General features: G+C 69.4%; 15 protein-coding genes. 10 read left to right on the plus strand and 5 right to left on the minus strand.

Translation table 11 applies throughout. From position 1 onward, the window contains the following. The first annotated feature begins 97 nt into the window (after positions 1-97). The 9 genes from BMX37_RS13545 to BMX37_RS13580 all read left to right on the plus strand — a co-directional run bounded on the left by BMX37_RS13545 (position 98) and on the right by BMX37_RS13580 (position 6,351). Entirely contained in the window at positions 98-997 is a 900-nt protein-coding gene (locus BMX37_RS13545) for a heme o synthase (protein ID WP_093666304.1), read from the plus strand. Further along, positions 994-1,131 (plus strand): hypothetical protein, encoded by a 138-nt coding sequence (locus BMX37_RS18860; protein ID WP_170841976.1) that lies wholly within the window; start codon positions 994-996, stop codon positions 1,129-1,131. The genes BMX37_RS13545 and BMX37_RS18860 overlap by 4 nt, the downstream gene beginning before the upstream one ends. After that, complete coding sequence (locus tag BMX37_RS13550) at positions 1,128-1,673, plus strand: cytochrome c oxidase assembly protein (protein ID WP_093666305.1); 546 nt, start codon at positions 1,128-1,130, stop codon at positions 1,671-1,673. The genes BMX37_RS18860 and BMX37_RS13550 overlap by 4 nt, the downstream gene beginning before the upstream one ends. Before the next feature lie 39 nt (positions 1,674-1,712). Continuing rightward, positions 1,713-2,645, plus strand: coding sequence for a cytochrome c oxidase subunit 3 (locus BMX37_RS13555; RefSeq protein ID WP_093666306.1), 933 nt, complete (start codon positions 1,713-1,715; stop codon positions 2,643-2,645). 70 nt (positions 2,646-2,715) lie between these two features. Then, positions 2,716-3,129: a DUF983 domain-containing protein gene (locus BMX37_RS13560; RefSeq protein WP_093666420.1), complete on the plus strand. Its 414-nt coding sequence runs from the start codon at positions 2,716-2,718 to the stop codon at positions 3,127-3,129. After that, on the plus strand, positions 3,126-3,740 hold the full coding sequence (locus BMX37_RS13565) for an SURF1 family cytochrome oxidase biogenesis protein (RefSeq protein ID WP_093666307.1): 615 nt from the start codon (positions 3,126-3,128) through the stop codon (positions 3,738-3,740). The genes BMX37_RS13560 and BMX37_RS13565 overlap by 4 nt, the downstream gene beginning before the upstream one ends. 43 nt (positions 3,741-3,783) lie before the next feature. Next, a complete protein-coding gene (gene thrC / locus BMX37_RS13570) occupies positions 3,784-5,178 on the plus strand; it encodes a threonine synthase (RefSeq protein ID WP_093666308.1) in 1,395 nt (464 codons plus the stop codon). Beyond that, entirely contained in the window at positions 5,175-6,050 is an 876-nt protein-coding gene (locus tag BMX37_RS13575; protein WP_093666309.1) for a class I SAM-dependent methyltransferase, read from the plus strand. Before thrC ends, BMX37_RS13575 begins: the two co-directional genes overlap by 4 nt. A 112-nt stretch (positions 6,051-6,162) precedes the next feature. Beyond that, a complete protein-coding gene (locus BMX37_RS13580; RefSeq protein WP_093666310.1) occupies positions 6,163-6,351 on the plus strand; it encodes a hypothetical protein in 189 nt (62 codons plus the stop codon). A gap of 15 nt (positions 6,352-6,366) precedes the next feature. On the opposite strand, the gene BMX37_RS13585 is transcribed toward BMX37_RS13580, so the two are convergent. Genes BMX37_RS13585 through BMX37_RS13595 form a run of 3 tightly spaced genes read right to left on the minus strand, consistent with a single transcriptional unit; the run spans position 6,367 to position 7,945 of the window. Then, positions 6,367-7,002 carry a heme exporter protein CcmB gene (locus BMX37_RS13585; protein WP_093666421.1) on the minus strand — a complete coding sequence of 212 codons (636 nt, stop codon included), beginning with the start codon at positions 7,000-7,002 and terminating at the stop codon, positions 6,367-6,369. Further along, a complete protein-coding gene (gene ccmA / locus BMX37_RS13590) occupies positions 7,002-7,553 on the minus strand; it encodes a heme ABC exporter ATP-binding protein CcmA (RefSeq protein ID WP_093666311.1) in 552 nt (183 codons plus the stop codon). The genes BMX37_RS13585 and ccmA overlap by 1 nt, the downstream gene beginning before the upstream one ends. Further along, positions 7,550-7,945: a metallopeptidase family protein gene (locus BMX37_RS13595; RefSeq protein ID WP_244501588.1), complete on the minus strand. Its 396-nt coding sequence runs from the start codon at positions 7,943-7,945 to the stop codon at positions 7,550-7,552. The genes ccmA and BMX37_RS13595 overlap by 4 nt, the downstream gene beginning before the upstream one ends. Before the next feature lie 67 nt (positions 7,946-8,012). Here BMX37_RS13595 and BMX37_RS13600 point away from each other — a divergent pair, with 67 nt between their 5' ends. Further along, positions 8,013-8,306: a 4a-hydroxytetrahydrobiopterin dehydratase gene (locus BMX37_RS13600; protein ID WP_093666313.1), complete on the plus strand. Its 294-nt coding sequence runs from the start codon at positions 8,013-8,015 to the stop codon at positions 8,304-8,306. Between the two features lie 43 nt (positions 8,307-8,349). Here the strand turns inward: BMX37_RS13600 and BMX37_RS13605 are convergent, their stop codons facing one another. Beyond that, entirely contained in the window at positions 8,350-11,304 is a 2,955-nt protein-coding gene (locus BMX37_RS13605; RefSeq protein WP_093666314.1) for a TonB-dependent receptor, read from the minus strand. A gap of 123 nt (positions 11,305-11,427) precedes the next feature. Next, entirely contained in the window at positions 11,428-12,285 is an 858-nt protein-coding gene (locus BMX37_RS13610) for an HpcH/HpaI aldolase/citrate lyase family protein (RefSeq protein ID WP_093666315.1), read from the minus strand. Positions 12,286-12,534 lie beyond the last annotated feature (249 nt).

The following is a 12,534-nucleotide window of genomic DNA, read 5'->3' on the forward strand; positions in this document are numbered from 1 at the left end:
TGCCTTTCGCGTGGTTCGGCGGCCCAACGCACATCACGGCGGATGGAGCCGTGGCGGGTTTCCCCCGCCCTCCGGCACGTTTATACCGACGCCGACGATGCCCCCCGCCGCCCCCCTCCTGCCGCCCGCCCACTGGCGCGACTTCCTGGCCCTGACCAAGCCGCGCGTGATGACGCTGGTGGTGTTCACCGGCCTGTGCGGGATGCTGGCCGCGCCCGTTTCCGTGAACCCGGTGATCGGCTTCACGGCGATTCTGTGCATCGCGCTGGGCGCGGGCGCGGCGGGTGCGCTGAACCAATGGTATGAGGCGGATCTGGACGCGCAGATGCGCCGCACCGCCCGTCGCCCCCTGCCCGACGGGCGCATGGACCGGCAGGCGGCGCTGCATTTCGGGGTTGGGCTGGGCAGCTTTTCCGTGATCCTGATGGGGCTGGCGGTGAACGTGCCGGCGGCGGCGATCCTGACGCTGTCGATCCTGTTCTACGTGCTGATCTACACCGTGTGGCTGAAGCGCCGTACGCCGCAGAACATCGTGATCGGCGGCGCGGCTGGGGCGTTCCCGCCGCTGATCGGCTGGGCGGCCGCGACCGGACAGGTGGCGCTGCTGCCGCTGCTGCTGTTCGCGCTGGTGTTCCTGTGGACCCCGCCGCATTTCTGGGCGCTCGCGCTGTTCGTGAAGACGGATTACGCCAATGCCGGCGTGCCCATGCTGCCGGTGGTCCGGGGCGAGCGGGTGACGCGCGCGCAGATCGGACTGTACACCATTCCCATGGCCCTGGCCGCGCTGTCGCCCTGGCCGCTCGGGCTGACGGGGCCGATCTTCGGCGTGACCGCCCTGGTCACCACCATCGTCTTTGCCGTCCTGGCCGCGCGCGTCGCGACCCGTCGCCAGGTGCCCGGCGACCCCATGAAGCCGGAGAAGCGCTTGTTCAGCTATTCCATCCTCTACCTGTTCGTGGTGTTCGGGGCGCTGGTCGCCGACCGGTGGCTGGCATGATGCCCGACGATCAGGATCTGATCCGCCGGCGCCAGCGCGGCCGCGCCGTGGTAATGGCGCTGCTGCTCGGCGGCCTCGTCATCCTGATCTTCGCGATCACGCTGGCGAAGATCCGCATGGGCATGCTCGGGTGAAGCGGCGCCTGACGCGCACCGGCCGCACGGCGCTGCTCGCGGTGCTGGGGCTGTGCTTCATGACCGGCCTCGCCTGGGCCAGCGTGCCCTTGTACCGGGTGTTCTGCCAGGTCACCGGGCTGAACGGCACCACCCAGCGCGGGCAACAGGCGCCCGGCGGCGTCGATCATCAGGTGCGCATCGACTTCGACGCCAATGTCAGCCCCAATCTGCCGTGGAAGTTCCGGCCAGAGAATCCCTCGGACACGGTGTCGGTCGGCGCCCGCGACATGGCATTCTTCACCGCCACCAACACGTCGGACCACCCGATCACCGGCACCGCGACGTTCAACGTCACGCCTAATCAGGCGGGGAAGTATTTCACCAAGATCCAGTGTTTCTGCTTCACGCAACAGACGCTGGAACCGCATGAGACGGCGCGCATGCCGGTCATCTTCTACGTCGATCCGAAGATGCTGAGCGACCCCGATGCGGCCGACGTGGAAACGATCACCCTGTCCTATACGTTTTATCCCGTAGATTCCGGCAAGTCTCGCAGCTAGACATCCGGTCGAAGAGCCTTTGAAAGGGGGATGCCACGCATGGCCGGCGCCAAGAACCACGATTACCATATCCTGCCCCCCGACATTCACCCGTTCCTGGTGTCGATGCTGGCGCTGGGCACGGCGGCCGGCTTCATCGGCTGGATGCATGGCGGCCATACCGGGCCGGAACATGCCAACGGCCTGGGCTGGGTCGCGCTGATCTCCGGCGGGTTGCTGATCGCGACCGTCTTCTCCTGGTGGGCCAGCGTGATCCGCGAGGCGCATCACGGCGACCACACGCCGGTGGTGCAGCTGCATTTCCGCTATGGCATGATTCTGTTCATCGCGTCGGAGGTGATGTTCTTCGTCGGCTGGTTCTGGGCGTTTTTCGACTTCTCGCTGTTCCCGACCGCGATGCAGGTCGTGGAGGGCCAGGTGGAACGCGCGACGGAGGGTGCAGCCGCAATCGCCGCGCAGTGGCCGCCAAAGGGGCTGGAGGTCATCGACCCGTTCAAGCTTCCCCTGCTCAACACCTTCATCCTGCTGACCAGCGGCACCACGGTGACCTGGGCGCACCACGCGCTGATCCATGGTCAGCGTGGCGGCGAGAAGCGCGGCCTGTGGGGCGCGCTGGGCGTCGGCGACCGCGACGGCGTGCTGAAGGGGCTGTGGCTGACGGTGATCCTGGGCGCGCTGTTCAGCTGCATCCAGGCTTATGAGTATGCCCATGCGCCGTTCCCGTTCAAGGGGATCAACTATGGCGCGGCCTTCTTCATGGCGACCGGCTTTCACGGTTTCCACGTGCTGGTCGGCACGATCTTCCTGATCGTCTGCCTGATTCGCGCGTACAAAGGTGAGTTCACGCCGCGCCAGCATTTCGGGTTCGAGGCGGCGGCCTGGTACTGGCACTTCGTCGACGTGGTGTGGCTGTTCCTGTTCGTCACCATCTACGTCTGGGGCGGCTGGGGCGCGCCGATCGAAGGCGCCTGAGGTCGTGACCGGGGTGGACGACACCTCCACCCCGCCCCGCCCGGCTGATCCCGATGCCGCGTCGGCGGCGCTGCCTGCCACCGGACCGGCTGTTCCGTCAGTTCAAGCGGTTGCTCTGAAGGGACTGTGCCCGCGCTGCGGCGCAGGCACGCTGTTCGACGGTCCGATCCGGTTCGCGCCATCGTGCCGCGCCTGCGGGCTCGACATCGCGGGCTTCGATGTCGGTGACGGTCCGGCGGCGTTTCTCACTCTTATTCTGGGCGCTCTGGTGGTCGGCCTGGCAATCTGGCTGGAACTGGCGCTGTCGCCGCCGCACTGGGTGCACCTGATCTGGATTCCGGTGACGATCGGCGGCGTGATCGGATCGCTGCGGCTGGCCAAGGGCGCGCTGATCGCACTGGAATATCGCAACGCGGCGCGGGAATGGGCGGCACCGCCCTCCGCAGAGCGCGCGGCCATCCCGCAAGACGACGCCCGGTCGTGAGGCGCATCCCCGTCCTTCCCACCCTGTTGGTGACGCTGGCCGTGGCCGCGATGATCGCGCTCGGCCTGTGGCAGCTGGTCGACCGTCGCCCCGCGAAGCTGGCCTATCTCGCCCGACTGGAGCGCAATCCGGCCCTGCCCGCGATCGCCTTCCCCCGCATGCCCAACGACACGCTGCTGTTCCGGCGGACCAGCGGCTATTGCCTGCAACCCGTCGGCGTCACCCTGGCCGGCGCCGGATCGGCGGGGTTCCGCGCGATCGCTGCCTGCCGTACCGGTGCGGAGGGGCCCGGGATGCTGGTGCAGATGGGCACGACCCGCGATCCGAAGGCCGCGCCACGCTGGTCCGGCGGCCCGGTCGTCGGCTATCTCAGCCACGCGCCCGACACGCGGCCGCTGATCGCCACGCTGTTCCATCATGAGCCGCAGCGGATGATGCTGGTGTCCACGCCGCCGCTGGCGGGCCTGTCACCCAATTCACCGCCGGATGTCGGGTCGGTGCCAAACAATCACCTTGCCTATGCCGGGCAGTGGTTCTTCTTCGCCGCGGTGGCCGCGATCGTGTACGTACTGGCGCTGCGACGCCGCCTGCGCTCCGCCCCGCCACGCTGAGCACCTGTTGTCAGGTCGGCATCGGCCGGTTACGCCCGGCGCCATGCGCTACATCAGCACTCGCGGTACCGCGCCGGTCATCGGCTTTCGTGACGCCACCCTGACCGGTCTCGCCTCCGATGGCGGCCTTTACCTGCCGGAGGCATGGCCGACGATGTCGGCGGAGGCGATCGCCGGGCTGGCGGGCCTGTCCTACGCCGAAACCGCGGTGCGGGTGATGTTGCCCTTCGTCGGCGACGACCTGTCGGAGGACGCGCTGCGCGACCTGTGCGAGGCCGCCTATGGCCGTTTCAGCCATGCCGCCGTTACGCCGCTGGTCCAGTTGAGCCACGACCAATGGCTGCTGGAACTGTTCCACGGCCCGACGCTGGCGTTCAAGGACGTGGCGCTGCAACTGCTCGGCCTGTTCTTCGAACGCTTCCTGACCGGCACGGACAAGCATCTGACCATCGTCGGCGCGACCAGCGGCGACACCGGCTCGGCGGCGATCGACGCGGTCGCCAATCGCGCGGGCGTCGACATCTTCATGCTCCACCCGGCAGGACGCGTGTCGGAGGTGCAGCGGCGCCAGATGACCACCGTGTCCGCGCCCAACGTCCACAACATCGCGATCGATGGCGATTTCGACACCGCCCAGGCGCTGGTGAAGGCGATGTTCAACGACCGTGCCATGGCCGACCGGTTCAGCCTGTCGGCGGTAAACTCGATCAACTGGGCCCGGCTGATGGCGCAGGTGGTGTATTATTTCTACGCCGCCGTCCGGCTCGGCGCGCCGGAGCGTACAGTCGCCTTTTCGGTGCCGACGGGCAATTTCGGCGACGTTTTCGCCGGCTATGTCGCCGCGCGCATGGGGCTGCCGATCGCGCGCCTGATCGTCGCCACCAACGTCAACGACATCCTGCACCGCGCCTTGTCTGCGGGCGATTACAGCAAGGGCCGGGTGGAACAGACCGCGACACCGTCGATGGACATCCAGGTCTCCTCCAATTTCGAGCGGCTGTTGTTCGACATCGGCGGACGCGACGGCGCCGCGCTCGCCAGCCAGATGCGCGGGTTCGAGGGGTCGGGCGCGATGCGGCTGACCAACGCGCAGAGCGGCGGCCATGCCGGCCTGCTGACCAGCGCGCGGATCGATGCGGACGCGATGGCCGGCGCGATGCACTGGGCGCATGACGCCGCCGGCCAGTGCATCGACCCGCATACCGCGATCGCCCTTGCCGCCGCGCGCACGACGGCGGGCGATGTGCCGATGGTGACGCTGGCGACCGCGCATCCCGCCAAGTTCCCCGACGCGGTGGAGCGCGCGATCGGCCTGCGCCCCTCCCTCCCCGCCCGTGTCGGCGACCTGTTCGAGCGGGAGGAGCGGTTCGTCACCCTGCCCGCGACGTTCGAGGCCGTGTCGGGCTATATCGCCGAACGCGCGGTGCCCTCCGCGTGAAGCTGGAATCGCTGATCGGGGAGCCATGGGCCGATTACGGCCTGATCGATTCGGGTCATGGCCGAAAGCTCGAACGCTATGGCCGCTACCGCTTTATTCGACCGGAGCCACAGGCGATGTGGGCGCCGGCCAATGCCGAGTGGCAGGCGGATGGCGAGTTCGTGCCGGGATCGGACGAGGATGGCGGCGGCCGCTGGACCTTCAACCGCCCGACCCCGCGTGACGGCTGGCCGCTCGCCTGGGACGATGTCCGCTTCACCGCGCAGACCACGCCGTTCCGGCACCTGGGGTTCTTCCCCGACATGGCGCCGGTATGGGGCTGGATGCGGGAGCAGGTGGCGGGCACCGACGCGCCCGAATGCATGAACCTGTTCGGCTATACCGGGGTCGGCACGCTGGCGATGGCGGGCGAAAAGACAGCTGCGCGCATGGTGCATGTCGATGCGTCCAAGAAATCGGTGGAGGCGGCACGCGCCAATGCCCGGCTGTCCGGGCTCGACTCGGCACCCGTCCGCTGGATCATCGACGACGCCGCGAAGTTCGTCGCGCGCGAGGTCCGGCGCGGCCGCCGCTATGACGGCATCCTGCTCGATCCGCCCAAATACGGTCGCGGGCCGGAGGGTGAGGTGTGGCGGCTGGAGGAGGATCTGGCGCCGCTGGTCGCCAACTGCCGCCAGCTTCTCGACGCCGACAGCCGCTTTCTGTTCCTGACCGTTTATGCGGTCCGGATGAGCGCGCTGGCGATCGGCGAGCTGCTGCGCCAGCTCTTCGCCGATCTGCCCGGCACCGTGGAGGCGGGGGAGCTGGGCGTGCGCGAGGAGGCACGCGGCCTGGTCCTGCCGACCGCGATCTGGGCGCGGTGGCACCGCTAGCAAACTGTAACCGCACGATAGTTTTTCACGTGCGCTAACCTGCATCACGGACTCGATCCTGGGGCTTATCTAGGATCATCCGGTCTCGATTTGCGAACAGGGGATTTCGCTGATGACCGAGGATGCACTCTATTATTACCGCCGGGCGGAGCGGGAACTTGCCATGGCGCGACAGGCCGTGGTGCCGGAGGCGAGCAAGGCGCATTACACGCTGGCCGGCCATTATCTCGACCGCGTGTACGGCGGGCCACAGGGGGACCGGACCTTGCCGGCCCTGTCGCTGCCGCCGATCCAGGCCTGATCCGGCTTCCTGGCGTCAGTCGCGTGCGGCACCGATCGCCGCCGCCGCGACATAGGGCGCGCCCGCCAGGTACAACAGGCTGACCGCGCCCAGCAGCTTCAGCGCCCCGGTCCCTTGCTGCACCGCGCCCGCGCCGAAGATCAGCAGCGGCACCGCCAGCGGCAGCATCAGCAGCCCCGCCAGCGCGCCGGCACCGCGCAATCCGGCGGTCAGCGCGCCCGTTGCGACCGCCAGCGCCGCCAGCCCGACGGTGCCGATCGCCAACCCGGCCTCCACCCGCGCCAGGGTGACGGCCGACAGGTCCAGCAACCCCGCGGCGATCAACGCGGCGGCCATCAGCGCGGGTGCGAAGCCCAGCCAGTGCGCGGCGGTCTTGGCCAGCATGACCATCGGCACCGACACGCGCCGGACCGTCAGTTGATCGAGTATACCGCTGTCCAGATCGGGCGTGACCAGCCGCTCCACCGGCAACAACGCGGCGAGCAGCGCCGCCGCCCAGATCACCCCGCCTCCGACCCGCGACAACAGCGCGCCGTCCGGTCCCACGGCGAAGGGGAACAGCACCGCGACCAGCAGAAAGAACACCACCGGCGTGATCAGCCCGCCGCCCGTCCATGCGCGGCGCAGCTCGCGCAGGATCAGCGCGCCGATCACAGCCGCACCTCGACGGCGTTTGGAAGAGTCACCGGGATATGCGTCGCGATCACCACCGCGCCGCCGCCGGCGCGGTGCGCCGCCACCAACTCACCCAGCAACGCCGTGGAATCGGCATCCAGTCCGTTCGCCGGCTCGTCGAGAAGCCACAGCGGCGCATCGCTCGCCACGACCCGCGCCAGATTGGCCCGCTGCCGCTGACCGGTCGACAGCAGCCGCACGGGCACCGCCGCCAGATGATCCAGCCGCAAGGCCGCCATCGACTCGTGCGTCCGCGCCTTCCCGCTCCAGAAACGCAACGCCCGCTCCAGCGGCAGTTCGTCGTCCAGCGCCAGCCGGGCATCCGCCAGCGCGCACGGCGCCGCCTCCACCGTCCCGACCGCAGGCGGCAATAGCCCGGCGCACAGCCGGATCAGGCTCGACTTGCCGACCCCGTTGGGGCCGGTGACCAGCGCCGCGTCACCCGGCTCCAGCGCGATCGAGAGCCCCTCGACCAAGATGCGCCGCCCCCGCGCGACCGTGACCCGATCCAGCACCAACAGGGTCAATCGCGCGCCTCGTCTTCCAGTGCGTGCATGTCCGCATCGCTCAAGCCGAAATGGTGGCCGATCTCATGGATCGTCACGTGCCGCACCAGATCGTCCAGCCGCACGCCCGTCTCGACCCATTCGTCCAGGATCGCGCGGCGGTACAGGTGGATGCGATCGGGCATCGCGGCCGGATCCATCGACGATTTGTCGCCCACCGGCCGACCATGGTAGACGCCGGTCAGGTCCAGCGGATGCTCGATACCGAGTGCGGCCAGCGTCTCCTCGTCCGCCACCTCCTCGACCAGCAGCACCACGTCGCCGAGATGCGCGCGGAACTGCGCCGGCAGGCGCGCGATGGTGTCGCGGGCGATCGCTTCGATCGCGTCCGCGTCCGGCGCCGGCCCCGTCATGCTGATCGCTTGCCCGTTCATCCTGCCTCGCATACCCGTGCCGCCACGGCGGGGAAAGGACGGGAACATGGTGGAAGCGTTGAACGAGACCGAACGGGCCGACGCGCTCGATGGTCTGCCCGAATGGGACTATGACGAGGCGCGCGACGCCATCACCCGCCAGCTGGTGTTCGCCGACTTCGTCGAAGCGTTCGGCTTCATGACCCAGGTCGCGCTGATCGCGGAACGGATGAACCACCATCCCGAATGGACCAACGTCTGGAACCGCGTCGACGTGCTGCTCACCACGCATGACGCCGGCGGCCTGTCCCCCCGCGACATCGAGCTGGCCGAGGCGATCGACGCCATCGTCGGGGATTGAACGACGCCGGCCCGCGCCGTGGCGCTTGACGGGAAGGCGCCGCTCAGAAGAACAGCTTGCGGATGGACAGGCGGACCGATCGGCCGAGCGGGTCGAGATAGCCGGGCTGGAAACTGATCGGCGTGACGCCTCGCGCGTCGCGGACCTGCTGGCGCTGGTTGAACAGGTTGTCGAACGACACGGTCAACCGGGTGCCGCGCAACCAGGGGTGCTTGCGGAACAGGTCCAGCCGACCGCCGAAATCCGCGAACAGTCGCAGGTTGGCGGTGGTCAGGCTGGAGAAGTCGAGGACGTTGGGACTGGCGGGGGTGCCGCCGTTCACCGTCGTGCCGCTCTGATAATTGACCGACAGGCGCGCGCCCAGGCCGTTGTTGCTGTATCCGGCCTGCCCCTCCAGCTCGTGGCGCGGCTGGCCACCGGTCTGGCCGATCGCGTCGCCGTTGAGCAGGTCCAGGAACGGGCCGTTCGCCCCGATGTCGACCCGGTCGGTGAAGTGCCAGGTGTGATACAGCGCGAATTGCAGCCGACCGCCGGCGCCGCCCCGGCCGCGGAAGCCGCCACCACCACCGCCCGGCCCACCGAAGCGGCCGCCGCCGGGACCGCCGGGGCCGGAGACCGCGCCGCCAGCTTGTCCAGGGGCAGGCGCGGTGTCGCCACGGTTGCCGCCCGCCGCCGCTCCATTACCACCCGGCGCGCGCGCGGCGTTGCCGTCCGCTTGCCCGCCCGATCGCGCATCACCGCGCCCGTCGCCGCCCCACGGCCCACGTCCGCCACCCGGTGGGCGAAGTCCGGCGAACGGGTTCGGTCCGGTCCCGGCGCGGAATGCTTCCAATTGCTTCTGGATGCTCGACTTCAACGGCACGGACAGGTTGAAGCCATAGCGCAGCTCCGACCGCTCTGACCGGGCGAAGTTGATCGGTCGCGAATCGAGCTGGAGCAATTGCCCGTCCGCGCCGCGCAGGAATCGCTGCGGGAACGCCGCCTCGATCGCCGCCGTGGGCGTGGGAAAGCCGGCGATGACGTCGTCGGTGTCGCTGTTCACGTAATTGGCCGACAGCGTCAGGTCGGTGGTCCTCAGCGGCTTCACCGTCAGGCCGATCTTCGTGGTGTGGCTGTTGTTGGCGTTCAGCAAGGGATTGCCGCCGGTGATCGTGGTCACCACCGCGTTCGCACCCGACACGTAATCGAACACGCGCACGTTCGGCGTCACCACTGTCGGATTGCCCAGCTGCGCGGCGCTTGGCGCGTTCTCGTCATCGGTGTGCGACGCGATCACGCGCACGCCCTCGATCGGGCTCCAGTTCGCGCCATAGCCGACCGTGGTCAGCGTGCCGAAGTCCGACAGCTGGTCGATGCCCAGATTGGCGTTGAGCGACAGGGTGCCGATCGCGCCCAGTACCGCCCGGTCGCGGCTGGTGATCGGCAGGTCGATGTTGAGCTGTCCGCTGGCGATGTCGCGCGACACGTCGCCACGCGTCGTCACGCCGGACCGGAACGATCGGCTCGACAGGTCGCTGGTGGTGCCGCCCACGCGCAGGCTGGTGGTGATCGGCCCCGCCGGCAACGAAACGGGCGACCCCGTGACCAGCGCGTTGATCGCCCCTTCCGTGCTCAACGAGTGGCCGCGATTGCCCGGCAGCAGGGAGAAGTCGCCCGCGCCCAGCGTCGCCGCACTGAACGCCGCAAAGGGGTTGGCGGTCGGATCGCCGGCATTCAGCCGATCCTGAAACGCCCGCGCGTCGATCCCGAGGTCGGTGTCCGTGTCGCTGGCAATACGGTCGTAGCTGCCCGTCACGTTCCACTGCCACCCGCCCAGCGACCCGTTGACGGTGGTGCCCAGATGGGCGGAAATGCTGGACCCGCGCTGTTCCAGCGGATCGAACGCGCTCAGCGCCTGGGTCAGCGTCACCGTGTTCGCAAAGGGGGAATAGGGATTGCCAGCGGGTAGCGTCAGCGACAGCGAGGGCAGGCCCAGCGTCGACCGGTTGTCGCTCACCTCCAACGTGCCGTTCAGCGTCGCGCCGACGCTGCCGAAGCTGCGCGCATAGGTCGCGTTCGCATTGAACTGCCGCGAACTGCCCAGCAGGGTGCGATAGGCGCCCTGGTCGGCACTGGTCGGTGCCACCCCGGCGAAATCGCCCAGGATCGGCCGCGCGCCGGCAAACGAACCCGGCACGCCGACCACGGTACCGGTGCCGAGCAATGGGTCGATCACCCCGCTTCCCGTCGCCACGATGTTGCCCGGCGCGCCGAACAGGCTCGGCTGTTGGGTGATCCCCCGCTCCGCCTCCGTCAGCGGAGAGCTGGCCGTATAGTCGAGGTGCAGGTTGACCCGCCCCCCGTTCGCGATGCCGAGCAGGTCGAGGCGCGGATTGGCGGTGTTGCGCCCGCCGGAGGTCGGAATGCGGTCGGCCAGCTCGACCGTCGCGGCGCGGAAACGTCGGCGCAGGACGAAGTTCACCACCCGCTGATCGGCGCGATAACCATATTTCAGCGCGACCTCCTCGGGCAGGATGTCGACGCGCGCGATCGCTTCCGTCGGCAGGTCGCGGACCTCCTGAAATCCTGAGATGCGCCGCCCGTTGAGCAGCACCACCGGCCGACCGCCCGACCCGCGCCCGCTGCGCGTCTGTGGCGCCAGTTCGTCGAGCAGCTCGCTGACCGAACTGACACCATAGGAGCGGATGTCGGACGGGCCCAGCTGCACCTCAGGCGGGATATCACCAATCACCGCGCCGGGCAGGTTGCGGCGACCCTGCACGATGATGTCCGGTTCGTCGGGCGTGTCCTCCTCCTGCGCGGCGGCCTGTTGGGCCTGCGGCGTTTCGGGGGCAGGCGCTGGCTCGGGCGCGGCGACGCCGGGCTGGGTCGGGTCCGCGCGTTGCGGATCGGGCGCGGCGGGAGACACGGGCACAGCCGATGCCGCCGGGGGGCTGACCTGCTGCGCCACCGCGGGGCTCGCCACCACCGCCATCAATCCGATACCCAGCGTCCGCATTCTCGTGTTCCGGCAAATTTCGTGTCAGGCGCGGCCGTAGTGGCGATTTGTCGCACAATTGTGCCGGGCGCGCGCGTCAAAGGGAAAGCCAGTCTGCCACATCCGCGCCGCCGTCTCACCGCGTCAGCGTGCGACAGCCCCAGCCAGCGCCAGCGTGCGCCGCGCCTCCTCCAGGTGCAGCCGTTCCACCATGCGCCCGTCCAGCCGGATCGCGCCGCGATCGTCCTGCGCAAAGGCGTCGACGACGCGCTGTGCCCACGCGACCTCCTCCGGATCGGGCGCGAAGGCGGTGTTGGCGGCCGCGATCTGGCTGGGATGGATCAGCGTCTTCCCGTCGAAGCCCAGGTCGCGCCCCTGCCTGCACTCCGCGTCCAGCAGGTCGCCGTCGCCGATCGCGTTGCATACCCCGTCCAGGACCCCCAGCCCCGCCGCCCGCGCGGCCAGCACGATGCCGGTCAGCGCGGACACCAGCGGCGCGCGCGACGAGCCCGGCCGGCATCGCATCTCCCGCGCCAGATCGTTGGTCCCCGCCACCAGCACCGCCAGCCCATATCCCGCATCGGCGATCGCCGGCAGGGTCAGCACCCCGCGCGCGGTCTCCACCATCGCCCACAGCGCCGGCCCCTCGCCCAGCAGCGCACGCGCCTGTGCCAGCGTGTCGGGCGACGACACCTTGGGCAGCAGCACGGCGTCCGCGTCGATGCCGGAAAGCGCGGACAGGTCGTCCGCCGCCCATTCCGTGTCCAGCCCGTTGACCCGCACCACCAGCTCGCGATTGCCCCAGCCGCCACCCCGGACCGCCGCCACCGCCGCCTCTCGCGCCGCCGCCTTCGCCTCCGGCACCACGGCATCCTCCAGATCGAGGATCACCACATCGGCATCAAGGCCGCGCGCCTTCGCCACCGCCCGCGCATTGGAGGCCGGCAGGAACAGCGCACTGCGGCGGGGACGGATGGCGGGGGTCGTGTAGTCAGGGGTCATCCCGCCTTCTCTCCCGCCCACGTCCGCCATTCAAGCGCGCGCGGCCAAGACAGGCGGCGGTGGGACCAGGCTTCGCCAGCAACCGATCCGCCGGCGCATGCCGAGGTCCAGAGCCCGGCAGCACATCGTGCGCCCGGATCGTAGAACCAGACCGGCACGGGGTGGAAATCGAAGCTGTCCTACATCACCACGCCAAGCCATGGCGGCGGCATGTCCGGTTTCGTCGCCTCTCCGCCATCCCTGCCCAGC

Origin of the sequence: Sphingomonas gellani, assembly GCF_900110035.1 — a bacterium.
In the GTDB taxonomy this organism is placed as follows: Bacteria; Pseudomonadota; Alphaproteobacteria; order Sphingomonadales; family Sphingomonadaceae; genus Sphingomonas; species Sphingomonas gellani.

What these genes read in the sequence shown, in the direction of transcription:
- BMX37_RS13545 (WP_093666304.1), top strand. Translation starts at nt 98, where the DNA reads ATGCCCCCCGCCGCCCCCCTCCTGCCGCCCGCCCACTGGCGCGACTTC.
- BMX37_RS18860 (WP_170841976.1), top strand. Translation starts at nt 994, where the DNA reads ATGATGCCCGACGATCAGGATCTGATCCGCCGGCGCCAGCGCGGCCGC.
- BMX37_RS13555 (WP_093666306.1), top strand. Translation starts at nt 1,713, where the DNA reads ATGGCCGGCGCCAAGAACCACGATTACCATATCCTGCCCCCCGACATT.
- thrC (WP_093666308.1), top strand. Translation starts at nt 3,784, where the DNA reads ATGCGCTACATCAGCACTCGCGGTACCGCGCCGGTCATCGGCTTTCGT.
- BMX37_RS13580 (WP_093666310.1), top strand. Translation starts at nt 6,163, where the DNA reads ATGACCGAGGATGCACTCTATTATTACCGCCGGGCGGAGCGGGAACTT.
- BMX37_RS13595 (WP_244501588.1), bottom strand. Translation starts at nt 7,945, where the DNA reads ATGACGGGGCCGGCGCCGGACGCGGACGCGATCGAAGCGATCGCCCGC.
- BMX37_RS13600 (WP_093666313.1), top strand. Translation starts at nt 8,013, where the DNA reads ATGGTGGAAGCGTTGAACGAGACCGAACGGGCCGACGCGCTCGATGGT.
- BMX37_RS13605 (WP_093666314.1), bottom strand. Translation starts at nt 11,304, where the DNA reads ATGCGGACGCTGGGTATCGGATTGATGGCGGTGGTGGCGAGCCCCGCG.
- BMX37_RS13610 (WP_093666315.1), bottom strand. Translation starts at nt 12,285, where the DNA reads ATGACCCCTGACTACACGACCCCCGCCATCCGTCCCCGCCGCAGTGCG.